The following is a 24,049-nucleotide window of genomic DNA, read 5'->3' as shown; positions in this document are numbered from 1 at the left end:
TGGGGTTCCGGGCAATGAAGTCTCAGGCCGTTGGGTTCAAGGAGGCCGAGAGTGCTGCGTCGGCGTCGAGCAGGACCTTCGCGGCTACCTGGAGGCCTTCGATGCGGCCCAAGGAGACGTCTTCGTGTTCGATGTTGACCAGCATGTCCGGGTCCACTTCATGCAGCGCGCGAAGGAACTCTGTCCAGAACGCGGTGTCGTGTCCACGGCCGAGGGCCACAAAGTCCCACGCGGAGTTCTTGGGCCATTCGTTGGCCCACTCGTCCCCGCCAAGGTTTGTCCGGTTCTCATCCGGCGAGAGCCGGCGGAAGCTGTTGTCCAGCACTCCGTAGAGAGCCGCGTTCTCTGTGTTCACACGGACATCCTTGGCGGCGGCCTGTAATACCAGGGGACCGAGTTCCCGGACGACGGCAACCGGATCCATCTGCTGCCAGAAGAGGTGCGAGGCATCCAGTTCCACGCCAACATGCGTGGCGCCGGTGAGCTCGATGAGCTTGTGGACATCAGCGGTATTGAACACGATGTTCTGCGGGTGGAGTTCAAGGGCAACCTTGACGTCGTGATCGGCAGCGAGGCGATCGGTTTCCTTCCAGAAGTCCGCAGCGACGCCCCATTGGTAGTCCAGCACGTCCAGTGCCGCTGAGTTCCAGGCGTTGACTACCCAGTTGACAGTGGTGGCCCCTGGTTCGCCCCCGGGCAGGCCTGACATGGTGACTACCCGGTTCTGTCCCAGTCGATGTGCCAGCCGGATGGAGCGCCGGATGTCTTCAGCATGCTTTTCGCCGATTTCACGTTTCGGGTGCAGGGGATTGCCATTGCAGTTCAGGCCAGCGATGGAAACGCCGGTCCCTTCGAAGAGCCCCAGGAAATCGTCGCGGGCAGCGTCGCTTTCCAGGACTTGGTCCATGGTGGGTACGTGGACGGCGGGGAGGAATCCACCGGTATTGATCTCTATGCCGGTCAGTCCAAGGTCCGCAATGACCTGAAGGGCATCGGGGAGCGGGCGGTCGTGCAGGATTGCGTTGTAGACACCGAGTTTCATAGCGTGATTTTCTTTCCGTTACTAAGGGCCGACTCGGTGACGGCACTGAGCAGTTCCATATTGCGCACACCGTCGTCGAAGGTGGCGCAGCGCGGCAGTGACGTACTCTCGCTGAGGCCTGAAACTTCCTCGAGGAACGCCCGGGCCTGGTAACCGAAGGCGTCGTTCTGGCCGAAGCCGACCTCGGGAGCGTCCATGGCAAGGCCCCCGGAAATGTACGGGTGGCCCGGGCCGAGGATGACCTGACGGTAGCCGTTCTCGTTGCCTGAACCAGCATTGAGGAACAACTGGATTTCCGAGGGACGGCGCTGGTCGAACTTGGCCGCACCCTTTTCGCAGAAGACCTCGAACTGGAGGCTGTTGGCATGTCCTGCCGCGACGCGTGACACCTCGAAGCTGCCGGCACCGTTTACGAACTCCGCGTTGAATGCAGCGTAGTCGTCGTTCTCGACGACTTCGAAAGTGTCGCTGACGGCCACGTGGTCGTGGCCCATGACGGCGCTGAGCGGCAACGGTCGTTTGTCGATTGCAGTGGTGAGTCGCCCACCGCTGATTGAGGTGATGTCACCGCAGAGGAATTCGGAGACGTACGTCAGGTGGCTTCCGACGTCGGCCAGCGCACCTGAGCCGGGGCCGCCTTTGTAGCGCCAGCTCATCGGAGCTTCGGGGCTGAAGCCGTAGTCGGTCCAGTAACGGCCGCTGAAGTGCAGGACATTTCCCAGGGTGCCGTTCTGGATGAGCTCCCGGATGTAGGCAATGCCCGGGGTTCGGCGGAAGGTGAAGCCGATGCGCGCGATAGAGCTTGCGTTACGGGCAGCTTCGGCCATGGAACGGGCGTCTTCCAGCGAATCGCTCAACGGTTTCTCGCACAACACGTGCTTGCCGGCGGACAGTAAGCCTTCCACCACCTCGCGGTGCAGGGAGTTTGCGATGACCACGCTCACAACATCAATATCATCCGCTTCTGCGATGGCCTGCCATGAGGTGTCATTTCGCTCGTACCCAAAGCGACGGGCTGCCAGCGAGCCGAATTCGGCGTTCACGTCACCAATGGAGACCAGCCGGATCTGCGGGAGCACCGGGCTGTAGAGGGTAGACGCTGCCCGGTAGGCCGCTGCATGGGCTTTTCCGGCCATACCTGCGCCGATGACCGCGACGCCAAGGCTTTCAGCCATGATTTCTCCTTTGAAATACTGCCGCGGCGGGGACACTCGACGGCATTTTGTAGCGCTACAATTTTGTATGCTGAACTCGAGCGTAGTCATGTCTATATGTCCTGTCAATCATTCATGCAAAGGTGGCCGTTACCCTTGGAAGTTGATCCCATGAGCGCGAGCAAGCCTCAGGGCCGACGCCCAACAATTTACGATGTCGCAAAGCTGGCCGGCGTCTCGCCGTCGCTGGTTTCACTGGTGCTTCAGAACCCCGGGAAGGTCAGCGACAAGCGCCGTGACGCGGTAAGAACCGCGATCACCGAGCTGGGATACCGTCCCAGCCGGGCGGCCACAACCCTCGCGAGCAGTCGGACCAAGAGCATCGGGCTCGTCATTGACGACTATCGGAACGCGTGGTTCGTCGATCTGCTGCGGGGCTTGGAGTCAGTGCTGGCAGAACATGGCTACCAGGTCACGCTCGCCGATTCCCGCCCCGGGGAGAACCGCATCAAGGAGGCCGCCGACGGGTTGCTTGCCATGCATGTGGACGGACTCGTGATCGCAGCGGAACCGGGCGCCACGGTGCTCAGCGGCACGGAAGTTCCCACCGTGGTGGCTGGGTGGCGGAACGGGGTGCCGGATGACGCTGATCTCATCACCAACGACGACGACGGTGGCGGTGCGATGGCAGCGGTCCACCTTCTGGACCTCGGCCACAGAAGGATCGGCCACCTTTCGGGTTCCGGTGGTGCCGCAGCCCACCGGCGGGCCGGCTTCGACGCGCGACTCCGGCAATCAGGTGTCAAACCATTGATTGTGGGGGAGGAGGGGGGTACCACGGAAGAAGACGGTTACGCATCCGCCTGCTGGCTCCTGGATCACCATCCGGACATTACTGCGATTTTCGCCGCCAACGACACTATGGCGCTTGGCGCCTTCGGTGCGATCAAGGCGCGCGGCCTGGTGGCGCCGTCGGATATCTCGGTCATGGGGTATGACAATTCAGCACTGGCGAAATCCCGATATCTCGAGCTGACGTCCGTGGATAACCGCAGCGATGTGGTGGGGATGGGCGTCGCACAGGCGCTGCTGGCGCGCATCCAAGGCTCCACTGTAGGAGCGCAGCGCAAGCTGATCCAACCCGCACTGGTGGTTCGGCGCACTACTGCGGCACCCCGATCCTGAGCCTTGGCAAGGCTATTACGTACGAACATACTAATGTCAGGACAAACTATTGACATTCGTGAGGTAGGTCACCATGATCGAGGTAGGCGGTGCATCCGGGGCTGCAAAGTGGCAGTCCGGACTTGGGAATCAAAGGAGATTATGGTGACTGTATTTTCGTGGCGTAAGGCGGCGCTTGTTGCGGCGGTTGTGCCCTTGGTGGCTCTGAGCGCCTGTTCAAGCACTGGCGGCAGGGAGCCGGAGGCAGGCTCCGGCGGTGGAGGGGGTCAGGTGGCCTCCACCGAAAGGATGAAGATTGCGTTGATCGCCCATGCCCCTGCAGGTGACACCTTCTGGGACACGGTACGCAAGGGTGCCGAAGAAGCAGCAGCGAAGGACAATGTAGAGCTGCTGTACACCTCTGACCCGGAGGCCGGCCGGCAGGCGCAATTGATCGAGCAGGCCGTGGACCAGAAAGTGGATGGCATCGCCGTGACACTGGCTACGCCGGATGCGCTGAAAGACGCACTGAAGAAGGCAACGGACGCGGGCATCCCGATCGTCAGCTTCAATGCCGGCGAAGCAGCGTCGGCCCAGCTCGGAGCTTTCACGCACTTCGGGTCGAATGAAAAGTTGGCCGGCGAGGCCGTGGGCTCAAGGCTCGCAGAAGGTGGCTACAAGCACCCGGTTTGCGTGATCCAGGCCCAAGGACACGTGGGCCTCGAGGCCCGTTGCGCCGGTGTGAAGGCGAAAGTACCCGGTACGGAAATCCTGTACGTCAACGGGGCGGACATGACGTCGGTAGAGTCCACCGCCACCGCAAAGCTCCAGGCTTCGAAGGACGCTGATGTGATCATCGGCCTCGGCGCTCCTATCACCCTGACGCTCCTGAAGTCTGTGACCACCGCCGGCAGTTCGGCCAAGGTAGCCAGCTTCGACCTCAACAAGGAACTTGCCCAGAAGGTCTCCGATGGCAGCGTGCTGTTCACCGTGGACCAGCAGCCGTGGCTCCAGGGCTACGGTGCCGTGGATGCCCTGTGGCAGAACAAGCGGGGCGGATTCAAGGTTGGCGGCGGACAGTCGGTCCTCACTGGTCCGGCCATCGTTGACCAGTCCAATGCCGCCGAAGTCCTGACGTTTGCTGAACAGGGTATCCGCTAACAGCCCGCTTGCCGGGTTGGTGGAAGCCAGCCCGGCAGCAAGGAGAAACATCATGACTATTACCCAAAACAAATTCACCAAAGCTGCGATTGATGAGCGGGTTGCCCGGCGCAGTCCATTGCAGAAGCTCCTTGGCCGGCCCGAGGTGGGTGCCCTGGTGGGCGCAATCGTTCTGTTTGTCTTCTTTGCGTTGGTATCGCCGACGTTCACCCAGCCCAACGCCCTGGCCACGGTGCTGTACGGAAGCTCCACCATTGGAATTATGGCGGTGGGAGTGTCACTGCTGATGATCGGCGGAGAGTTCGATCTCTCCACGGGCGTCGCTGTGATCTCGTCGGCGCTGACAGCTTCAATGTTCAGCTGGTACTTCAGCACGAACGTCTGGGTGGGTGTCATTCTGGCTTTGCTGGTGTCCCTGGCCATTGGTTTCATCAACGGCTGGATCCTGATGAAGACCAAGCTCCCCAGCTTCATTGTCACCTTGGCCACGTTCCTGATGCTGACCGGCCTGAACCTGGGTTTGACGCGATTGATCGGCGGCTCTGTTTCGTCTCCGTCCATCTCCACCATGGACGGCTTCGACACCGCCCGCGGTGTCTTCGCATCCTCGGTCACCATCGCTGGCATCGATGTCAAGATCACGGTGTTCATCTGGATTGCCCTCGTGGCAGTGGCAACGTGGGTCCTCATGCGGACCCGTGTGGGTAACTGGATCTTCGCAGTCGGGGGCGACGCAAACGCCGCCCGAGCGGTCGGAGTTCCGGTCAAAGCCACAAAGATCGGGCTGTTCATGGGTGTGGGCTTCTGCGGTTGGATCCTGGGCATGCACAACTTGTTTGCCTTCGACACTGTGCAGTCCGGCGAGGGCGTGGGCAATGAATTCCTGTACATCATCGCCGCAGTGATCGGTGGTTGCCTTTTGACGGGTGGTTACGGTTCAGCAGTGGGTGGCGCGATCGGCGCGTTCATCTTCGGCATGGCCAACAAGGGCATTGTGTACGCGCAGTGGAACCCCGACTGGTTCAAGTTCTTCCTGGGCCTGATGCTGCTGCTCGCCACCATCGTCAACCTCATCGTCAAGCGCCGCGCGGAACTCAAGTAAGGGGCCCGGAAATGAATGCCAAAGCGATCGACCAGGAAACGCTGCTCCAGAATGAGCGTGATCCCCTCACCCACACACCCGTACATCTCCTTTCCTTGGAAGGAGTGGGCAAGCACTACGGCAACATCATCGCGTTGAGTGACGTCACCATGGCCGTGGACAACGGCCGCGTTACCTGTGTGCTGGGCGACAACGGTGCGGGCAAGTCCACGCTGATCAAGATCATCGCCGGTCTCCACCAGCACGACGACGGCGTCTTGAACATCATGGGTGAGGAACGAAAGTTCGGTTCCCCCCGCGATGCCCTGGACGCCGGCATCGCCACGGTGTACCAGGACCTTGCGGTGGTACCGCTGATGCCGATCTGGCGGAACTTCTTCCTCGGATCCGAGCTCACCAAAGGCTTCGGCCCGTTCAAGTACATGGACGTCGAACAGATGAAGGCCATCACGCTCAAGGAACTGGCCGAGATGGGCATCGACCTGCGCGATGTAGAGCAACCCATTGGGCAGCTTTCCGGCGGTGAACGCCAGTGCGTCGCGATTGCCCGCGCCGTGTACTTCGGGGCCAAGGTCCTCATTCTGGACGAACCCACGGCGGCCCTGGGCGTCAAGCAGTCAGGCGTGGTCCTGCGCTACATCCTCCAGGCTCGCGACCGCGGACTCGGCGTCATCTTCATCACCCACAACCCGCACCATGCCTTCCCCGTAGGCGATCGGTTCCTTCTGCTCAAGCGCGGCAAATCCATTGGTTACTACGACAAGAAGGACATCACACTGGACGAACTCACGGCCCAAATGGCTGGTGGTGCTGAGCTTGCTGAACTTGCCCATGAGCTGGAACAGCTGGGCGGCCATGGCGACGTCGTGAAAGAGGTCAAAGCCGAGGTCGCGGACGTTGACAGCGTGAACGCCGGCGGCCCGAAACACGCGTAGAAGCAGCACGCGGCGGTGTCCTCCGGAGATCTCTTCGAAAGACCCCGTCCGCTGTGCGTACGGCCCGCTTACCTCGTCAACAGAACGCACATCGTCAATAGAAGGGAACACCATGCCGATCCGGGTAGGTGTCATCGGCGCCGGAGTCATGGGCGCTGACCACATCAGGAACCTCTCCACCACCATCGGCGGCGCGAAAGTCACCTTCGTGGCAGATCTCGACGCCGGCCGGGCAGCGGCTGCTGCGCCACCGTCGGCACGCATCACCACGGACCCGACGGAATTGATCAACTCCAGTGACGTTGACGCGGTAGTTGTTGCCTCGCACGACTCCACACACGCGGGCCTGGTCCTGGAGTGCTTTGAGGCCATGACCCCGGTCCTGTGCGAAAAGCCCCTGGCGCCCACGCTCCTGGAAAGCCTCGAAGTGGTAGCGGCCGACGCCGACATTGTGGCGGCAACGGGCGCATCCCTGCTCTCCCTCGGCTTCATGCGGCGCTTCGACCCGGGCTATGTTGCACTTCGGCAGGCCGTGCAAGGCCGGGTGCAGGGCGAGCCCCTCATGGTCCACTGCGTCAGCCGGAATGCCGCGGCAGGACCCGGAACCACGTCAGAATCAGCCATCACCAACTCGGCCATACATGAGTTGGACATCATTCCCTGGCTTCTGGACTCTCCTGTCACGGAAGTGTCGTGGCAGGCCGGGAAGAAGACAAGCCGTGCCGAGCCGGGCCTGCAGGACCCGTCGTTCATGACCCTCCGCACTGCAGATGGAACCCTCACGACACTTGAGCTTTATCTCAATGCCCAGTATGGCTACACCACTCGCTGCGAAGTGGTCTCTGAACAGGGCACCACGTCCCTGCAGGAGTCTTCACTGCTGGGCATTGAACAGGACGGAACCCGGCAGGCGGTGATCCCCGCGGACTGGCGCCCCCGCTTCGCCGACGCGTACCGGCTGCAGTTGCAGGCCTGGATTTCTGCACTCGCTGGTGGCGAAGCGCCATCCCTTGCAGGCGCACAGGACGGACTCAACGCATCGCTCGTTGCACAAGCCATGATCCAGTCGCTGCACAGCGACGGGACAACTACGAAAGTCAGCTACTCATGACCCTTCAAGCACTCCCTCACTCCCGCGTTCCGGGGTCCCGTGGTGCTCCCACCCTCAGATGGGGCATCATGGGCCCGGGATGGATCGCCGAACGGTTCACCGAATCCATCCAGGCGCATACCGGGCAGGTGATAGCCGCCGTCGGATCCCGATCCGTGAACCGGTCCAAGGCCTTCGCGGAGGCGTACAACGTCCCCGCCGCCTACGGGAGCTACGAGGAACTCGCTGTTGCCCCGGACATAGACATCGTCTACGTGTGCACCCCCCACACCGGCCACCACGCAGCCGCGGTCCTGGCCATTGACGCCGGCAAGCACGTCCTGATCGAAAAGCCCATCGGCCTCAACGCGGATCAGGCGCGGGACATCGCCGCGCGGGCGGGGGCTGCCGGCGTTTTTGCCGCCGAAGCCATGTGGACGTTTTTCCTGCCGAAATTCGATGTGATCCGGCAGATCCTTGAGGCAGGAACGCTGGGCAGCATCACCACGGTGGTCGCAGAGTATGGCGAGCATTTTGATCCTTCGCACCGCATCTTCGATCCGCAATTGGCTGGTGGTCCGCTGCTTGACCTGGGTACGTACCCGCTTGCCCTGGTCACGGAAGTTTTGGGTAGTCCACACAAGCTGCATGCAATCGGCCAGCCGCACGAGTCGGGAGTGAACGCCCAGCTGTCCGCCGTGATGCAATTCGACGGCGGCGCGCAGGCGGTGGTCAATACCCACTTGCATAACTTCACTCCCACTGCCGCCACCATAGTTGGTTCCAAAGCCACGTTGACCATCGAGGGTTCCTTCACCATGCCCGGCGCCTTCGAGGTCAGGTTCCCTGACGGGACGCGGCTGCGCTACGACGAGCCGGCTGGCGGACACTTCGAAGGCCTGCACTTCGAGGCCGCGGCCGTGGCCCGGGCGGTTGCCGGAGGTAGCACGGAAGCCAGCCAGCGGACGCTGGCAGCCTCCATCCGCACACTGGAAGCAGCCGATGAGATCCGGCGCCAACTGGGCGTGGTGTTCCCCGGTGAAAGTGGCGTCCCGGGCATATCCGCCCGGCCCTGAAGACACAGAACCGACACCCCGAAAGGACGGCCCATGGCCTACCTCGCTCCACATTCTGTCCCCTTGCCGGCTCCTGTACGGATCGGCCTCATCGGATCCGGCTGGATGGGCGCGTTCCACGCCGAGAGCATTGCCCATCGTGTCCCGGGCGCGGTGCTGGCGGCTATCGCAGATCCCAACCTCGAATCTGCTGAGGCCCTCGCAGCATTGCTCGGCACGGCCCACATCACGGCAAACCCGGACGACATACTGGCCGATCCCACCATCCATGCCGTGATCATCGCCAGCCCCGCCCGCTTTCATGCCGGTCTGATCACCAAGGCCGCTGCAGCCGGAAAGCACGTTTTTTGCGAGAAACCCGCAGCCCAGGACCTTGCCGAACTCGATGCTGCCCTGACCGCCGTGGAGGCCGCCGGAGTTCATTTCCAGATTGGCTTCAACCGCCGGTATGCGGCGGACTTCCAAGCGGCAAAGCAGGATCTGGCCGCCGGGATTGTGGGTAGGCCGCAGCTCCTTCGCTCGCTGACGCGCGATCCAGGCAGCGGCAGCATCGCTCACGCAGCCGAGGTCCCGGCGTGGACAATCTTCCTGGAAACCCTCATCCACGACTTTGACACCCTGAACTGGTTCAACGAAGGGGCCGAGCCGGTGGAAGTCCATGCCGTAGCCGATGCACTGGTGGAACCCGGTCTGCGGGACCAAGGGTTCCTGGATACCGCAGTGGTGACCGTGCGTTACAGCAACGGAGCCATCGCTGTGGCAGAAGCGAACTTCAGTGCCCTGTACGGTTACGACGTCCGGGGGGAAGTCTTTGGTTCCAAGGGGATGGTCCAGGCCGGCCGTGCGACGGAAACCGCAGCACGCCGCTATACGGCCGACGGACTGGGAGCAGACACCCCTCGGCTGAACGTGGAGCTCTTCCGGCAGGCCTACACGGATGAACTCGCCGATTTCACCGCGGTGGTGAGTTCACGGCGCGATGGTACGCCGCCGCCGTCGAGCGCTTTTACGCTCACACCCGGCGCGTCTGACGCCCGCAGGGCACTTGCCTGCGCGCTGGCGTGCATCGACTCCGTCAAACAGGGCAAATCTGTGCGCGTGCCCCAGGTTGCGACACTGCAGCCCACGCAGATCCGCTAACGCATCTACCCACGAAGGAAATGATGAAAGAAGTCACTCTTGGCCTGGTTGGCGTGGGGCGCATCGGCGTCATGCACGCCAACAACATGGTGGCCCTCAATGAAACGCTCCGAGACAGGGGCGTCAACGTTCGCCTGAAGCTCACAGACGTGGCCACGGAACATGCCCGGTCGGTCGCTGCCGGATTGGGCGCGGACTTCGTGCCATCCGTGGCCGAACTGCTGTCCTCCGGTGTGGACGGTTTGGTCATTGCTACGGGTACGGCGACCCACCCGGAGCTGATCCGTGCCGGAGTGGACGCCGGAATCCCTGTCTTCTGCGAAAAGCCGGTGGCCATGAATGTTTCCGACGCGTTGCCGGTGCTGGATTACATCAGTGAGCACGACGGCGTGGTGCAAATCGGACACCAACGACGCTTCGATGCCGGTTATCTGGAAGCCAAGCGCGCGTACCAGGCCGGCGAGTTGGGTTGGATCCACTCGCTGCGCGCCGTCACGTGCGACATGACGCCGCCCCCCGTGGAGTTCCTGGCGACGTCCGGGGGCCTGTTCCGGGACTGCTCGGTTCATGATTTTGATATCCTGCGCTGGCTGACGGGACGCGAAATCGTGGAGGTCTATGCCAAGGGATCCAACAATGGCGATCCAGCCATTGGGGAAGTAGGCGACGTGGACACGGCATTGGCGCTCATTACTTTCGACGACGGCACGGTGGGAACGGTTTCTGCCAGCCGGTACAACGGGGCCGGCCACGATGTGCGGTTGGAGATCCAAGGCTCACGCAAGACGGTCATGGTGGGTTTGGACGAGAAGTCTGCTGTGGCTTCGGTCGAAGCTGCAGTCGCTTTCCCTGACGGTGACCCGCATCAGACCTTCGCAGAGCGCTTTGACCAGGCATACCGTTCCGAGATGGTCGCCTTTGTGGAATTGGTGCTGCAGGAGCGCGGGAATCCGTGTACCCCGGAGGACGCAGTAGCAGCATCCCGAGTGGCAGATGCGGCCCAGGAATCGCTGGCTACCGGTGTTCCCGTGAGGGTTGCTCTCAAAGTGTCCAGCTGAGTCTCCCACACCGCAAAGTGCCCCTCTCCGAATCTCAGGGATTCCGGGAGGGGCACTTTTGTGTGTTCGGAAGTTGACGATCTAGGCGCTGAACGGCAGCCGGGGGTCGATGTTCTGCCCTTCCCAGCTTTGCCGTACCCAACCGTGGTGGGGGTCGTCGCTGATGAGCCATTCACGGACAGGACCCGGGCCTGCCATGACGTTGAGGTAGTACAGGTCGTAGCCCGGTGCGGCCATGGCCGGACCATGCCAACCATAGGGGACCAGGACGACGTCGCCGGTGCGCACCTCAGCGGACACGTCGATGGGGCGTTCGTCCGAGGCGTAGACCCGTTGATAGCCGATTGCGTCGGCGTCCGCCGGAGCGCCGGAACCTGCGGCCACTTGGGTCTCGAAGTAGTAGATCTCCTCGAGGTGGGTCTCCCCGTCTTTTTCCTCATCGTGTTTGTGAGGCGGATAGGAGGACCAATTCCCGGCCGGTGTAATGACCTCGCAGACGATGAAGCGGTCTGCCTCCAGTGCCGCCGGCGTGCCGAAATTGTGCACCTGACGCGAGCAATTGCCGGCGCCCCTCAATTCCACGGGTGTCTCAGCGGCCAGGACCAGCCGGGTGGGGTAGGAGGTGCGCGCCGGGGCGGTGGCGACGGCCACGCGGCCGCCGTCGGCCGAGCTGATGGTGACGGCTTTTCCCGTGCCCGAGTACAGGACGTCGCTGGGTCCGTGAAACACAGAGGACCGGCCCGCGAGGGGGTGGTTGACGCCATCGACGGTTACGGTAAAGGCGCCGTTGAGGGGCACCACAATGCGTTCTTCAGCAACGGCAGGAAGTTCGACGGCGGTGCCCGCCGCGACGGTGGCGACCTTGAGGCCGGTGTGTGCCCAGCCGTCGATGGCTATGGCGGAATCAGAAGTGCCGAGTGAGATGTCCCAAACGCCGTCGGTGGCGGAACCCAAGGGGTAAACCCAGTTGGTCATGGCAGGGGAGTCCTTTGTTTTAGCGCTGTACGAGTGTCATTTCGAAACTGTAGGAATCGGCGCGGTAGACGTGGTGGCCCGTCTCCACATGACGGCCGGTATCGTCCACAGCTGTGCGTTCCATGGTGACCAAAGCGGAATTCACTTCGGTCTCAAGGAGGGGTGCCTGGTAGTCATTGGCGATCATTGCGCCGATGCGTTGTGTGGCAAGACGGAAGTTGACGCCGCCGCGGCGCAGGATTGAGTAGAGGCCCTCTGCTGCAAGCATGGCTTCGTCCATGGTTGCGATGTCATCGCGCACCCAGTTCTCCATCAAGGCCAGTGGTTTGCCCCCCACTTTGCGGAGTCGGGTGAAGTGGTACACCTTGGAGCCGGCCGGGAGCTCGAGCGCCGCGAGGGTGGCGGGGTCGGCTTCCTCGTGGGAAAAGCTCAGCACGGTGGTAGTGGGCTTTTTGCCGTTGTTGGTGAGGTCGTCAAAGAGGCTGGAGAGCTCCAGGGGGCGGCGGACCTGACTGGATACCACTTGGGTTCCTACGCCGCGTTTCCGAACCAAGAGACCGGAACGGACCAGTTCGTCCATGGCCTTACGCATGGTTGGCCTGGACAGATTGAGCTGGGCCGCGAGGTCGATTTCGTTCTCGAGGCGGCTACCGGGCTCCAGTACTCCGCTGTGGATGGCGGCCTCGATCCCCTGAACCACCTGGTGGTACAGGGGCACGGGAGAGGATCGGTCGATGTTAAGACCAAGTTTAGTAACCACTGGATACCCCGAATTCAGGCTCAAACCCTTGCCTCCCTGTCAGGACGATCCAGGTTTGTAGCCATTTGTTCTCTTGATAGGACATAGTTCTCTCTTGATGGTAGCAGCCAACTTTCGATGGTCAAACGGTCGAGCCACCGTGTTCGCTCCGGTTCTTGTTCCAGGGCGCGGGTTCACCCCAGACTTGACGTGGTGACGCCCAACCGGAGCGCCGGGCGGATACTGTGCCTTCCACGACAGGAGCTTGAGTGCCATGCCAAAGACTGGAAAGAACCATCACGCCCGCAAGGACGAGTTGCCGTCCACCTTGCAGCGCTCGGAGCAGAAGGCGCAGGACACCTTTGCCAAGACCTACGATTCGGCGATGGAGTCCTATGACAACGATTCGAGCCGGGCGGCCCGCACGGCCTTCGCGGCACTGAAGCACAGTTATGAGAAGGTGGGCGACCACTGGGAGGCCAAGGAGGAACGCGGACCTTCGGATGAGCACGCGGAGGAAGGGGCGGACTCCAGGAAGCCGACGGCCGGGGGAGTAGATGCCAATGCGTCCAAGGAGCACCTCTACCGGCGTGCGCGGGAACTGGAAATAAAGGGACGCTCAAGAATGGACAAGGACGAGCTGGTGAAAGCGCTTCAGAAGGCCAACGACGCCGCCACACGGAAGGCTCGGGAGGGCTGACGTCCCACAGTCCCGCTTCGGTCCCGAGACCGCTCCAAGGACGCCAAATATGCAGGAAGCGGTTTACACCGGCATAGTTAACGTCTTGGGGTTGCACTTTATGGGTACAGTCACCGCATGAAGGCAGGACAGAAACGAACAGGGGCTTAACTTGGCAGGGAATGCGACCTTCCGGCACAGCAACACCGCGCTGCTCTCGGTGAGCAGCGTCGAGGCTCCGAGGATAGTGAGCTCCACGGATTTCGACCGGAGATTGGCTTCGACCCTGCAGCGGCTGAAGTTTCCACCGCGATTGCTTGAACGTGTTGCAGGGATCACACACCGGCGCTGGTGGGCCGCCGGGACATCGTTCGATGACGCTGCCGTGGAAGCGGGCGCAAAAGCCTTGGCTGAAGCCGGAGTCGAAGCCTCGGAAGTCGGCTTGCTGATCAACACCTCGGTTACCAGGCGCAACCTGGAACCGTCCGTAGCGGTCAAGATACACCACGAACTTGGCCTGCCGTCCTCGGCCATGAACTTTGACCTGGCCAACGCCTGTCTTGGATTTGTGAACGGCTTGATCCTCGCAGCCAACATGATCGATTCGGGCCAGATCAGGTATGCGGTCATCGTTAACGGAGAGGACGCGCAAGGCACTCAGGAAGCCACGCTGGCGCGACTCCAAAGGCCTGAGACCACGCGTGAAGACTTTAATCGGGAATTTGCCACCCTGACGCTCGGATCCGGAGCTGCCGCGGCCGTTCTGGGCCCCCGTGATGAGTACCCCGGGGCGCACCGGCTTGTGGGTGGGGTCATGCGTGCCGGCACCGAGCATCACGAACTGTGTGTTGGTGGAATCGACGGCATGTCCACCGACACGAAAGGCTTGCTGGACGGCGGCCTGCAGCTTGTGGTGGACGCCTGGCATGAAGCCCAGCCTGAGTGGGACTGGGCCAGCATGGACCGCTACGTCACACATCAAGTCAGCAATGCCTATACCCAGGCGATCATCAATGCCATCGACCTGGACCCGGATAAGGTTCCCATCACTTTCCCGCACTGGGGCAATGTGGGTCCTGCATCGCTTCCCATGACGCTCGCAGCCCAGGCGCAGTCATTGACCTCGGGAGACCGGGTCCTGTGCATGGGCGTGGGCTCAGGCCTGAACGCTGGAATGGTGGAAATCGTTTGGTAGCCGCCAACTGGCCCGGAGTGGACCCTGAATGGTCCCGGACACTCCGGGTAAGGTCCACGTCGGAGGTGGACGCGCCGGGCGTACTTCGTCGCTGGCATGTGCTGGATAACGGCGCGCAACTCTCTCGCCGCGGCCTGACTCCGATCGGGACCTTGCTCTGCGTGCATGGCAACCCCACCTGGTCCTATCTGTGGCGGACGCTGGTGAGGGCGGGATCCGATCCGGCTCATCCATGGCGTGTTGTTGCTGTGGACCAGCTGGACATGGGCTACTCGGAGCGCACCGGGACATTCCGGCGCCTGGCTGATCGAATCAACGACCTCGGAGACCTCACAGATGCGTTGGGCCTGGAGGGGCCGGTTGTTACCGTGGGCCATGACTGGGGCGGCGTGATCAGTTCGGGCTGGGCGCTGGTGCACCCACAGCAGGTAACAGCTGTTGTGTTGACCAACACCGCCGTCCACCACCCTTCCGATTCGCCACTCCCGGCGGCCCTTCGGCTCGCCTTACACCCTGCCGTGCACCGCTGGGGCACCACGACGTCGGACGCCTTCCTGCGTGTGACGCACTCGCTGGCGAACCCGCCGCTGCCGGCCGACGTCCGCCGGGCCTTCATGGCCCCCTATCGCGGAGCCGCCCGCCGAACCGGAGTGGGGAACTTTGTTGCGGACATCCCCGCAGACCCCTCCCATCCCAGTTTTCCTGCGCTGACACGCGTAGCGGAAGGCTTGCGTGGGCTAAAGGTTCCCGCCCTGATGCTCTGGGGTCCCACGGATCCAATATTTTCAGACCGGTACCTCAAAGATCTCATCGCCCGGCTACCTCACGCGGACGTGCATCGCTTCGAAGGTGCCGGACACCTCGTGGGAGAAGACCGGGACATTGCCACGCCCGTTTTTGACTGGCTTGCTGTGCACGGTGCCAAGATCTGTGGGGATGATTCCCCGGTGGCTGCGGCTCCTGCCAGCCGCCACCTGATCAAGGACACCGAAGAAGAGAAGCCGGCATTCAGACCCCTGTGGGACTCGCTCAGCGAACTGGCTGCGGGTCCGGCAAAGGAAGACATTGCTGTTGCGGAAATGGCGAGCGACGGAAGCGTGAGTCACTCGCTCAGCTGGCAACAGCTGGACCGGAACATCCTGGATATGGCGGAGGGCTTACGGGAATCCGGTGTGGGGCACGGTACTCGTGTGAGCCTGATGGTTCCGCCCGGAACCGACCTCACCGTTGCCCTTTACGCCTGCCTTAAGCTGGGGGCGGTTGTGGTCGTGGCCGACGCCGGACTTGGAACCAAAGGCATGAGCCGTGCGGTGAAGGGCGCTACTGCCGATTTCCTCATTGGCATTGACAAAGCACTCGCGGCTGCCTCGTTACTGGGCTGGCCGGGACAGCGCATTAGCGTGAAGGACCTCCCGGCTGCCCGCCGTCGGATCCTGGGGGTTGAGACCTCGCTTGCGGCCCTGGCAAGGAACGGCGCAACGATCAGGGACGCTCGCAGGCTCCGGAATGGGGACGAGCTGCCGATGGACAGCGTGGATCCGTCTGCGCCGGCTGCGGTCCTCTTCACGTCGGGCTCCACGGGCCCCGCAAAGGGCGTGCTGTACACGCACCGGCAGCTTGCGGCGATGCGTGACACAGTGGCGGCGACTTTCGGGATCCGTTCCGGTTCCCGGCTCGTAGCGGGCTTCGCCCCCTTTGCCTTGCTGGGCCCGGCACTGGGAGCGGTTTCGGTGACGCCCGCAATGGATGTTACTGCGCCGCGCACCCTAACGGCCGGTGCCCTGGCGGACGCCGTCGCAGCCATCGAGGCCTCAGTGGTCTTTGCTTCGCCCGCAGCCCTGCGCAACGTCATAGACACCCGGGGTGACTTGAGCAGGACAGGGCTAATCGCTCTTGAAAACGTTGAGTTGCTCTTGTCCGCAGGCGCCCCCGTGCCCGAGCCGCTCCTGGCGCAGGTACAGCAGCTGATGCCCGGGGCGTCCCTCCATACGCCCTACGGAATGACGGAAGCGCTGCCGGTCACCGACATCAGCCTGGATGAAATCCGGGCCGCCGATGCTGACGCGGATGCCGGGACCATAGCCGGAGCCGGCAACGGGGTTTGCGTGGGGAAGCCCGTGCACGGAGCCCGCGTGGCGGTTATCCCGCTGGCGGCGAATGGAACCGCGCCCGGACCGAACCGTGTGACCGACGCCGGCGTCACCGGCGAGATCCTGATCAGCGCTCCTCACGTCAAGGAAGCCTATGACAGGCTCTGGTTGACTCAACGCGAGAGTACCAGCCTGGCCGGATGGCACCGAACGGGGGACGTGGGCCACTTCGACGCCGCCGGCCGGCTTTGGGTGGAAGGACGCCTTTCTCATGTGGTGACGGCGCCGGGGGCTGTGGTGACGCCTGTCGGGGCCGAGCAATCCATCGAACGCCTAGACCGCGTGCGCATGGCCGCCATCACCGGCGTTGGACCCTCAGGAACCCAGGCGGTGGTTGCGGTGGTCGAGACCGTGCCTCCCGTCCCGAAGGCCGGCCCCGCTGACCCGCAACTCGCCGGGCACGTCCGACGAGCGGCCTCCCAGGCCGGCGTCGAGGTCAACGCAGTGCTCGTGGTCCCCACCCAGCCCACCGACATCAGGCACAACGCCAAGATCGACAGGACCCGGCTGGCCCGTTGGGCTTCGCAGGTGCTGGCCGGCGGCCGTCCAGGTAAGCCATGAGGGTCCTGGTCACCGGCGCCAGCGGGCTTCTGGGAGGAGAAGTGGCCCGGCAACTGGTCCATCAAGGCCATGACGTGGCTACATTTCAGCGCCGCCCGTCGGGCATCGACGGTGCGGAGGACTTCCGCGGGTCCTTGAACGACGATGGGGCGCTCCGCAGCGCAATTGACAGGGCGGAAGGCATCATCCACCTTGCTGCCAAAGTGTCCATCACGGGCCGCGCGGCCGAGTTTGACGCCGTGAATATTGAAGGAACGCGCCGGTTGCTCCAGATGGCCCGTATGGCGGGGGTCCGGGACGTTGTGTATGTCTCGTCACCATCTGTGGCGCACTCCGGTTCCGCGATTGTGGGATTGGGCGCGGAGCAGGCTGACCCACGCCATGCACACGGCGACTACGCCCGCACCAAGGCCGAGGCTGAGTTGTTGGCCCTCGCGGCGGACGGACCTGACATCCGGGTGGCAGCGGTGCGCCCCCACATTGTGTGGGGGCCCGGAGACACCCAGCTGGTTGAACGCGTTCTGGCCCGCGCAAGCCACCGTCGGCTGCCGTTGCTGGACGCCGGTGCCGCACTGATCGACACAACGTACGTGGACAACGCAGCGTCGGCCATCGTCGCCGCCCTGCACCGTATGGAACACGTCCATGGCAGAGCGGTGGTGGTGAGCAACGGTGAACCACGGCCGATCGGCGAGCTACTGGCGGGCATTTGCGATGCAGGTGGCGTGGCCCCGCCGTCGTGGTCTGTGCCGGGTGGCCTGGCAAGGGCAGCCGGTGCGGTGGTTGAAAGGTTCTGGACCATGGCAGGGCGCAAAGAGGAGCCGCCAATGACCAGGTTCCTCGCTGAACAGCTCTCCACCGCCCACTGGTTCGACCAGCGCGTCACGCGTGAACTCCTCGACTGGACACCTGCTGTTTCGCTTGATGAAGGACTGGCCAGGCTGGCCGAGTACTACGGCTCCGGAACAACAGGCCCACTTGCCTAAAAGCCGTTTCGCCTTTTCACCGGATCAGTGTTGCCAAACCTGGACGTCAGGATCAAAGTGAGATAGATCAGATCACTTACACGATTCCGGGGATCGTGTAATGGCCGGGGGTCGACACCATGAGCACCACGTCAGACAACGCCTTGGAAGCAACGCCCGAAGGTGAGGAACCACAGCTCAAACGCGTGCTGGGACCCAAACTGCTCCTCCTCTTTATTGTGGGAGACATTCTGGGGGCCGGCGTCTATGCGGTCACCGGGACCATGGCCGGGACGGTTGGTGGCATCGTCTGGTTGCCGTTCCTTCTCGCCTTCGTTGTGGCCACCCTCACCGCGTTTTCCTACCTCGAACTCGTCACGCAGTATCCCCAGGCAGCTGGCGCCGCGCTTTATACGCACAAGGCCTTTGGGATCCACTTCGTCACCTTCCTTGTGGCGTTCGCCGTTGTTTGCTCCGGCATCACCAGCGCCTCAACATCGGCGAATGTCCTTGCCCAGAACTTCTTTGGTGGCTTGGAGGTTAACGGCTGGATGGACGTACCCGACCGCGGCGTGATCACTGCGGTGGCGCTGGGCTTCATGTTGCTGCTGGCGGTGATCAACCTCCGCGGCGTGGGGGAGAGCGTGAAGTTCAACGTGGTGCTCACTGCGGTGGAGGTGATCGCGTTGTGTGTGGTGATCGGGGTGGGCTTCTTCGTGATGGCCCAGGGAACCGGCAATGTCCAGGAAGTTTTCGTCTTCACCGACTACCAGGACAAAGGGTTGTTCCTGGCTGTTACCGCCGCCACGTCCATCGCCTTTTTTGCCATGGTGGGCTTCGAGGACTCCGTCAACATGGTGGAGGAAACCAGGAATCCGGAGCGGATCTTCCCCCGCACCATGTTGACTGGCCTCGGCATCGCGGTGATCCTCTACATGCTGGTCGCAGTGTCTGTGGTCAGTGTGCTGACTCCCGGAGAGCTGGGCGAGATCAGGGAAGCCGAAGGTGCGGCGCTTCTTGAAGTGGTGCACAAAGGCTCACCGGATTTTCCCATCGACAGGATCTTTCCTTTCCTCGCCGTCTTCGCAGTGGCCAACACAGCGTTGATCAACATGTTGATGGCCAGCCGGCTGATTTACGGCATGGCCCGCCAGCACGTCCTGCCGCGCTCCTTGGGGCGGGTCTTGCCGGGGCGCCGGTCGCCATGGGCCGGAATCGCGTTCTCCACCGTCCTTGCCCTGGGACTGATCTGGTACGTCAGCAGCGACCCATCAAGCAACATCGTGGCCAACCTGTCCGGAACCACAGCGTTCCTCCTGCTGTGCGTGTTCACCTTGGTCAACGTGGCGTGCGTCGTCCTCCGCCGCAAGCGGGATCCCCACCGGAAGGTGTTCTTCACCTCGCCCGGTCAGCTGCCTTTGGTGGCGGCCGTCTTGTGTGCCTTCCTCGCAGGGCCATGGGTGGGCAGGAACCCCGTCCAGTACCAAGTGGCCGGCGGGCTGATGGCCATTGGCGTGGTGCTGTGGTTCATCACCTGGCTGATCACCAGGAAAAGCAACACCGAATCCGGAGAACCAGTCAGCGCGCAGGCGGACACGGATGGCCAGGGCCCGCCGGTGCCACCGCGGGAATAAGCCGGATCAGGTCAGATGGTCAAAGTCCCCCCGCGTCCAAGCGGCGTGCCGTTGAGCCGATCGGTGCAGGACGTCTTTCGCTCCGGAGTGGATGGCGTTGTTGAAATTGCCGTAGATCCGATCGAACTCAAGCTCTTCCAGCTGAGCGGCGATACGTAGCGCCACCGCGCCGGAGAGGGGCAGGCGATTCGGATAGCTGCGCATGAACGCTACCGTCCGACGATCAGGATTGGGAAATACGCTGTCTCCCGTCAACAGCACGCCTTTCCCGTTGGATCCCGCAGCCCAGTGCACCACCGCGCTGCCTGGGAAGTGCCCGCCAACCTGATGCAGGACCAACCCGTCAGCGATTGCTGCGGTGCCGGACCAGTAGTCAACGTTCGGGCCACTGCGCCCCAGCCATTGGCGATCAGCCTCGGCGACCAGGACCGGGACGTTTCCAAGACGGCGCGACCATTCCACCTGTACGCCAAACATGTGTGGATGGCTGGCGGCAATAGCTATTACAGAGCCATGGTCAAGGACCGATTCCACACCGCTGTCGTCGACATAACCCACTGGATCCCACAGCAGCGAGCCTGCGGGCGTTACCACGAGCTGGGCGGTCTGGCCGATCCCGACTTTTGGCTCCGTTCTGACCGCGAAGAGTCCGGGCTCGTTCTGTTCCAGCACCGTTTGCCGTCCAGTCCGGGTCAACTCGTCCAGAGTGAGCCATTGTTGTCCGTCCTCGGGCACGTACTGGCGTTCATCGGCGCAGATGGGGCATATGTCGGGCACAGGTTGGTCACGTTCAACGGCGCATGTTGCGCAGATCAGCATTGGGAGTCCTTTCCACAGCACTTCGTCTAAGGCTGTCCCGCCGGGTACCGCGAGATGATCACCATGCTTACTATTGTGGAGCAGCCGAAGTCGGAGAGGGACACCACACTAGGAGCGGACATGGCACTGAGCAAGGGAACACGCGTGGAGTGGAACACCCCGCAGGGCAAGACGCACGGAAAGATCGTGGAGAAGAATACCAGCGACTTTGTACTGGACGGCAACAAGCACGTGGCCAGCGAAGACGAGCCGCAGTATGTGGTGGAGTCAGCGAAAACCGGTGCCAGGGCAGCGCACAAGGGCTCCGCATTGACCGAGAAGAGCTAGCGGAATGGCGCGCCAGCACGACGTCGTCATCATCGGCGGCGGCAATGGAGGCGTGTCGCTGGCTGCCCGTTTGCAGCGATACGGCGTCCACGACATCGCCCTGATTGAACCAAAGGAGCACCATCTATACCAGCCCTTGTTCTCCCATATCGCCGGTGGCCGCGCGCGGGTCAAGGAGGCCGTCCGCAGCCAGGAATCCGTGACGCCAAAAGGCGTCGCATGGATCAAGGACAAAGCAGTAGGCGTGGAGGCGAAAGCCAACTCGGTGACGTTGGCGTCCGGTGCCACTGTGAGCTACGGGCACCTGGTTGTATGCCCGGGGCTGCAGTACAACTGGGACGCGGTGCCGGGGCTGGGCGAGGCGGTGAACTCGCCGTACGGCTCCTCTCATTACGAGTTCGAGCTTGCGCCAAAACTGTGGACCCTCTTGAGCACCATGAAGTCCGGCACCGCCATCTTCACCATGCCGTCAGGGCCTGTTAAATGTGCCGGGGCCAGCCAAAAACCTATGTACCTGGCCTGTGACTACTGGAAGGAACACGGCGTCCTGGACAATATCCGGGTTGTCATGGTCCAGCCTTATCCCACAGTGTTCGGCATTCCCGAGGTTGACCGGGAGTTGGACCGCAAGATCGCCGAGTACGGAATCGAACTGCGGACAAACAGCGAGCTGGTGGCGGTGAACCCTGGCGGTCGCACGGCAACCATCCGAAACAACGCGGACAACACCTCCGAGGACCTCCTCTACGACGTCCTCAACGCCGTCCCGCCCCAGTCCGCGCCGGATTGGCTCAAAGCCACGGACTTGCCGGCAGCAGGGGACGAGTACGGCTTCGTGGAGGTGGACACGCAGACGTTGCGGCACTCCAGGTACCCAAATGTCTGGTCGCTGGGCGACGCTGCGGGAACCGCCAATTCGAAGGCCGGCGGTGCGCTGCGCAAGCAGACCAAGGTCCTGGCTAAAAATCTGATCTCGGCGCGCAAGGGCGAACCTCTGAGCCAAAAGTACAACGGATACTCCGTATGCCCTTTCACCGTTTCACGGAACACGGTGGTCTTTGCCGAGTTTGACCATCACTACAGCCCCATGCCGACCATCCCGAAGGTACCCACATGGAAGGAAAGCCGGATTTCCTGGTGGGTGGACCGCGACATGTTCCCGCAGGTGTACTGGAACCTGATCCTCAAAGGCCGGGCCTAGCAGGCGCCAAGAGACCGGTCAGGCATCAGGCCGGACCGGTCTCTTGTGGTGAATCCAGTGTTGTGAACCTAGGCGGGCTGGATATTCTCCGCCTGCGGACCCTTAGGCCCCTGCGTGATGTCGAACTGGACCTTCTGGTTCTCCTCCAGTGAGCGGTAACCGCTCGACGTAATCGCTGAGTAGTGAGCAAACACGTCCGGGCCTCCATCGTCCGGGGCGATGAATCCGAAACCCTTTTCAGCGTTAAACCACTTAACTGTTCCTGTTGCCATGCCTTTATTTCCTTCACCCGGTCGCTGGTCGGTCCCGCTGGTCGGTTTGCCGTCCCTGCCACTCACGATATGAGCCTATGGGCCGCTTCGGCTGGGGGCAACACATTTGGCGGAGTCGCGTACGCGTAGGCAATAGGAGCGCACGACGGCGGGAGGCCGCCGTCGTGCGCTTGTTGCCTTTGCCGGGTCTGCTTCAGGGCAGCCGGGAAACGTCACGCTTTTGGCGTGCGCTGCTTGGGGTCTGCCGCTTCTGTGCGGCGCAGCAGGCGGAGTGCGAGCAACGGAAACAGGAGTACCGAGAGCATCCCCGCACCTATGAGGGCTGAGGAGATTCCGCTGGTGATGTATCCGTGCTCCCGGCCGATGGTTGTCACAGCCACGATGATGGGCAAAGCCGTGGCTCCGAACAGCAAAAGGGCCTGTTTGTCCGCCCGCGAGGAGCCCGGGGGCGTGGCGAGCAATGACGGCACGCCACGGATGAGCAGCAGCAGCGACAGGAACAGCGGGACCATGGCCAAGGTCAGGGGGCTGGAGGTCAGGGCGCCCAGGTCGAAATCGATGCCCGTATCGATGAAGAAGATGGGCACCAGGAAACCAAAGGCGACGGCGTCAATTTTGGTCTCGATGACTTTCCGGTCTGCAACAGGAGCGCGTGCGATGGTGACCTTCCAGAGGACGCCTGCGGCGAATGCACCCAGCAGCATATCGAGTCCCAGGACCATGCTGAGCACCACCAGCGAGCTGAGAATCAGCAGGATGGACCGCATGGCGAACTGGCTGCTGGTGTGCAACGTGGCAGTGACTTGGGCATGAAACAGCGTGTGCCGTGCTTGCGAGGCAAGGTAGAGGGCCACGCCGGTTAGGAGGACGAACCCCAGAAGCACTCCTGATGCCACGCCGAGTTGCTTGCCGCTGAAGAACAATGAAATGGCTATGAGCGGACCAAACTCGCCGGCCGCGCCCAGGGCGGTCGCGGCGACACCGATCGGCGACTTGGAGGCACCGGCGTCCCGGAGGATCGGGAGCAAAGCGCCCAAAGCGGTGGAGCACAAAGCAACACCGATGATCACGGCGGCTTCAGGTGAAGGCCCCAGGACAAAACCTGCCCCGATGCCGGCGGCCAAGGAGATGACCCACCCCGCAGAGGCACGGTAAATGGGACGGCCGCGGATTGCCGCGAAGTCAATCTCGTTGCCGGCAACGAAGAACAGCATGGCAAGCCCGAAATCAGCCAACGTGTCCGTGAAGGGAGTGGACTGGACCCATCCCAGAACGCTTGGGCCGAACAGGATGCCAAGAACAATTTCAAAGACCACAATGGGCACTTTGACCCAACGATCCAAGAGCCGTGTAGCAACGGGTGCCAGCACAGCCAACACGGCGATGAGGACCAGTGACGCGGACAAGCCTTGCATCGGCAGTGCCTCCGGTACCTCGGCTGCTTCAAGGAAAAGTACTCCAAAGCTACCGCCACCAACCCTCGTGCGCCATAAGTCCGGCGCCCGAACTGCAGGTTCCGGGTTCCGCGGGAAACCCTGAAGCAGCATACTGATTCGAAGAAGACGCCACCGGCTCGCAGCATCCGCCGCGGTCCATGCGAAGGAGTGCAT

At 62.5% G+C, this 24,049-nt stretch carries 22 protein-coding genes; 15 read left to right on the top strand and 7 right to left on the bottom strand.

Annotated features, from left to right (window positions below):
- Window positions 1-22: 22 nt before the first annotated feature.
- Window positions 23-1,042, bottom strand: coding sequence for a sugar phosphate isomerase/epimerase (locus J3A64_RS06820; RefSeq protein ID WP_011774674.1), 1,020 nt, complete (start codon window positions 1,040-1,042; stop codon window positions 23-25).
- Window positions 1,039-2,217 carry a Gfo/Idh/MocA family protein gene (locus J3A64_RS06815; RefSeq protein ID WP_210063873.1) on the bottom strand — a complete coding sequence of 393 codons (1,179 nt, stop codon included), beginning with the start codon at window positions 2,215-2,217 and terminating at the stop codon, window positions 1,039-1,041. Before J3A64_RS06815 ends, J3A64_RS06820 begins: the two co-directional genes overlap by 4 nt.
- A 150-nt stretch (window positions 2,218-2,367) precedes the next feature.
- On the opposite strand from J3A64_RS06815, the gene J3A64_RS06810 reads away from it, so the two are divergent.
- The 8 genes from J3A64_RS06810 (at window position 2,368) to J3A64_RS06775 (ending at window position 10,922) form a co-directional block, all read left to right on the top strand.
- On the top strand, window positions 2,368-3,381 hold the full coding sequence (locus J3A64_RS06810) for a LacI family DNA-binding transcriptional regulator (RefSeq protein ID WP_210063872.1): 1,014 nt from the start codon (window positions 2,368-2,370) through the stop codon (window positions 3,379-3,381).
- A 144-nt stretch (window positions 3,382-3,525) separates the two neighbouring features.
- Window positions 3,526-4,521 carry a substrate-binding domain-containing protein gene (locus J3A64_RS06805; RefSeq protein WP_193352654.1) on the top strand — a complete coding sequence of 332 codons (996 nt, stop codon included), beginning with the start codon at window positions 3,526-3,528 and terminating at the stop codon, window positions 4,519-4,521.
- Window positions 4,522-4,573: 52 nt separating this feature from the next.
- The gene (locus J3A64_RS06800) at window positions 4,574-5,623 is read left to right on the top strand and encodes an ABC transporter permease (protein ID WP_043470222.1); all 1,050 of its coding nucleotides are present in this window, start codon (window positions 4,574-4,576) and stop codon (window positions 5,621-5,623) included.
- An 11-nt stretch (window positions 5,624-5,634) separates the two neighbouring features.
- Entirely contained in the window at window positions 5,635-6,558 is a 924-nt protein-coding gene (locus J3A64_RS06795) for an ATP-binding cassette domain-containing protein (protein ID WP_011774679.1), read from the top strand.
- Window positions 6,559-6,670: 112 nt separating this feature from the next.
- Window positions 6,671-7,669: a Gfo/Idh/MocA family oxidoreductase gene (locus J3A64_RS06790; protein WP_210063871.1), complete on the top strand. Its 999-nt coding sequence runs from the start codon at window positions 6,671-6,673 to the stop codon at window positions 7,667-7,669.
- Window positions 7,666-8,724 (top strand): Gfo/Idh/MocA family protein, encoded by a 1,059-nt coding sequence (locus tag J3A64_RS06785; protein ID WP_210063870.1) that lies wholly within the window; start codon window positions 7,666-7,668, stop codon window positions 8,722-8,724. The genes J3A64_RS06790 and J3A64_RS06785 overlap by 4 nt, the downstream gene beginning before the upstream one ends.
- Window positions 8,725-8,757: 33 nt before the next feature.
- Window positions 8,758-9,864 (top strand): Gfo/Idh/MocA family oxidoreductase, encoded by a 1,107-nt coding sequence (locus tag J3A64_RS06780; protein ID WP_210063869.1) that lies wholly within the window; start codon window positions 8,758-8,760, stop codon window positions 9,862-9,864.
- A gap of 23 nt (window positions 9,865-9,887) precedes the next feature.
- Entirely contained in the window at window positions 9,888-10,922 is a 1,035-nt protein-coding gene (locus J3A64_RS06775) for a Gfo/Idh/MocA family oxidoreductase (protein WP_210063868.1), read from the top strand.
- A gap of 81 nt (window positions 10,923-11,003) precedes the next feature.
- Here J3A64_RS06775 and iolB read toward each other — a convergent pair whose 3' ends face one another.
- Entirely contained in the window at window positions 11,004-11,897 is an 894-nt protein-coding gene (gene iolB / locus J3A64_RS06770; RefSeq protein WP_210063867.1) for a 5-deoxy-glucuronate isomerase, read from the bottom strand.
- 19 nt (window positions 11,898-11,916) lie between these two features.
- Window positions 11,917-12,657 carry a GntR family transcriptional regulator gene (locus J3A64_RS06765; RefSeq protein ID WP_043470228.1) on the bottom strand — a complete coding sequence of 247 codons (741 nt, stop codon included), beginning with the start codon at window positions 12,655-12,657 and terminating at the stop codon, window positions 11,917-11,919.
- A gap of 253 nt (window positions 12,658-12,910) precedes the next feature.
- On the opposite strand from J3A64_RS06765, the gene J3A64_RS06760 reads away from it, so the two are divergent.
- The 5 genes from J3A64_RS06760 to J3A64_RS06740 all read left to right on the top strand — a co-directional run bounded on the left by J3A64_RS06760 (window position 12,911) and on the right by J3A64_RS06740 (window position 19,820).
- Window positions 12,911-13,336 (top strand): ChaB family protein, encoded by a 426-nt coding sequence (locus tag J3A64_RS06760; RefSeq protein WP_210063866.1) that lies wholly within the window; start codon window positions 12,911-12,913, stop codon window positions 13,334-13,336.
- Between the two features lie 151 nt (window positions 13,337-13,487).
- Window positions 13,488-14,510, top strand: a complete 1,023-nt coding sequence (locus J3A64_RS06755; RefSeq protein ID WP_011774687.1) for a 3-oxoacyl-ACP synthase III — start codon at window positions 13,488-13,490, stop codon at window positions 14,508-14,510.
- A complete protein-coding gene (locus tag J3A64_RS06750) occupies window positions 14,504-17,221 on the top strand; it encodes an alpha/beta fold hydrolase (protein ID WP_210063865.1) in 2,718 nt (905 codons plus the stop codon). Before J3A64_RS06755 ends, J3A64_RS06750 begins: the two co-directional genes overlap by 7 nt.
- Window positions 17,218-18,207, top strand: a complete 990-nt coding sequence (locus J3A64_RS06745; RefSeq protein ID WP_210063864.1) for an NAD(P)-dependent oxidoreductase — start codon at window positions 17,218-17,220, stop codon at window positions 18,205-18,207. Before J3A64_RS06750 ends, J3A64_RS06745 begins: the two co-directional genes overlap by 4 nt.
- Window positions 18,208-18,326: 119 nt before the next feature.
- Complete coding sequence (locus J3A64_RS06740) at window positions 18,327-19,820, top strand: APC family permease (RefSeq protein WP_210063863.1); 1,494 nt, start codon at window positions 18,327-18,329, stop codon at window positions 19,818-19,820.
- A 6-nt stretch (window positions 19,821-19,826) separates the two neighbouring features.
- Here the strand turns inward: J3A64_RS06740 and J3A64_RS06735 are convergent, their stop codons facing one another.
- The gene (locus J3A64_RS06735) at window positions 19,827-20,639 is read right to left on the bottom strand and encodes a hydrolase (protein WP_210063862.1); all 813 of its coding nucleotides are present in this window, start codon (window positions 20,637-20,639) and stop codon (window positions 19,827-19,829) included.
- A gap of 120 nt (window positions 20,640-20,759) precedes the next feature.
- On the opposite strand from J3A64_RS06735, the gene J3A64_RS06730 reads away from it, so the two are divergent.
- Window positions 20,760-20,966: a DUF2945 domain-containing protein gene (locus J3A64_RS06730; protein ID WP_210063861.1), complete on the top strand. Its 207-nt coding sequence runs from the start codon at window positions 20,760-20,762 to the stop codon at window positions 20,964-20,966.
- Window positions 20,967-20,970: 4 nt separating this feature from the next.
- Entirely contained in the window at window positions 20,971-22,167 is a 1,197-nt protein-coding gene (locus J3A64_RS06725; protein ID WP_210063860.1) for an FAD/NAD(P)-binding oxidoreductase, read from the top strand.
- 68 nt (window positions 22,168-22,235) lie between these two features.
- Here the strand turns inward: J3A64_RS06725 and J3A64_RS06720 are convergent, their stop codons facing one another.
- Window positions 22,236-22,439 (bottom strand): cold-shock protein, encoded by a 204-nt coding sequence (locus tag J3A64_RS06720; protein ID WP_014921815.1) that lies wholly within the window; start codon window positions 22,437-22,439, stop codon window positions 22,236-22,238.
- 212 nt (window positions 22,440-22,651) lie between these two features.
- Complete coding sequence (locus J3A64_RS06715; protein WP_286176205.1) at window positions 22,652-24,049, bottom strand: cation:proton antiporter; 1,398 nt, start codon at window positions 24,047-24,049, stop codon at window positions 22,652-22,654.

This window comes from Pseudarthrobacter sp. PvP004 (assembly GCF_017876035.1).
In the GTDB taxonomy this organism is placed as follows: domain Bacteria; phylum Actinomycetota; class Actinomycetes; order Actinomycetales; family Micrococcaceae; genus Arthrobacter; species Arthrobacter aurescens_A.
This window is presented reverse-complemented; position numbering and strand designations above follow the sequence as displayed.

Excerpts from the sequence above, each read along its gene's own strand:
- J3A64_RS06735 (WP_210063862.1), bottom strand. The coding sequence starts at position 20,639 with ATGCTGATCTGCGCAACATGCGCCGTTGAACGTGACCAACCTGTGCCC.
- J3A64_RS06790 (WP_210063871.1), top strand. The coding sequence starts at position 6,671 with ATGCCGATCCGGGTAGGTGTCATCGGCGCCGGAGTCATGGGCGCTGAC.
- J3A64_RS06795 (WP_011774679.1), top strand. The coding sequence starts at position 5,635 with ATGAATGCCAAAGCGATCGACCAGGAAACGCTGCTCCAGAATGAGCGT.
- J3A64_RS06820 (WP_011774674.1), bottom strand. The coding sequence starts at position 1,042 with ATGAAACTCGGTGTCTACAACGCAATCCTGCACGACCGCCCGCTCCCC.
- iolB (WP_210063867.1), bottom strand. The coding sequence starts at position 11,897 with ATGACCAACTGGGTTTACCCCTTGGGTTCCGCCACCGACGGCGTTTGG.
- J3A64_RS06725 (WP_210063860.1), top strand. The coding sequence starts at position 20,971 with ATGGCGCGCCAGCACGACGTCGTCATCATCGGCGGCGGCAATGGAGGC.
- J3A64_RS06720 (WP_014921815.1), bottom strand. The coding sequence starts at position 22,439 with ATGGCAACAGGAACAGTTAAGTGGTTTAACGCTGAAAAGGGTTTCGGA.
- J3A64_RS06800 (WP_043470222.1), top strand. The coding sequence starts at position 4,574 with ATGACTATTACCCAAAACAAATTCACCAAAGCTGCGATTGATGAGCGG.
- J3A64_RS06815 (WP_210063873.1), bottom strand. The coding sequence starts at position 2,217 with ATGGCTGAAAGCCTTGGCGTCGCGGTCATCGGCGCAGGTATGGCCGGA.
- J3A64_RS06745 (WP_210063864.1), top strand. The coding sequence starts at position 17,218 with ATGAGGGTCCTGGTCACCGGCGCCAGCGGGCTTCTGGGAGGAGAAGTG.
- J3A64_RS06810 (WP_210063872.1), top strand. The coding sequence starts at position 2,368 with ATGAGCGCGAGCAAGCCTCAGGGCCGACGCCCAACAATTTACGATGTC.
- J3A64_RS06760 (WP_210063866.1), top strand. The coding sequence starts at position 12,911 with ATGCCAAAGACTGGAAAGAACCATCACGCCCGCAAGGACGAGTTGCCG.
- J3A64_RS06780 (WP_210063869.1), top strand. The coding sequence starts at position 8,758 with ATGGCCTACCTCGCTCCACATTCTGTCCCCTTGCCGGCTCCTGTACGG.
- J3A64_RS06715 (WP_286176205.1), bottom strand. The coding sequence starts at position 24,049 with ATGCACTCCTTCGCATGGACCGCGGCGGATGCTGCGAGCCGGTGGCGT.
- J3A64_RS06775 (WP_210063868.1), top strand. The coding sequence starts at position 9,888 with ATGAAAGAAGTCACTCTTGGCCTGGTTGGCGTGGGGCGCATCGGCGTC.
- J3A64_RS06730 (WP_210063861.1), top strand. The coding sequence starts at position 20,760 with ATGGCACTGAGCAAGGGAACACGCGTGGAGTGGAACACCCCGCAGGGC.
- J3A64_RS06785 (WP_210063870.1), top strand. The coding sequence starts at position 7,666 with ATGACCCTTCAAGCACTCCCTCACTCCCGCGTTCCGGGGTCCCGTGGT.
- J3A64_RS06740 (WP_210063863.1), top strand. The coding sequence starts at position 18,327 with ATGAGCACCACGTCAGACAACGCCTTGGAAGCAACGCCCGAAGGTGAG.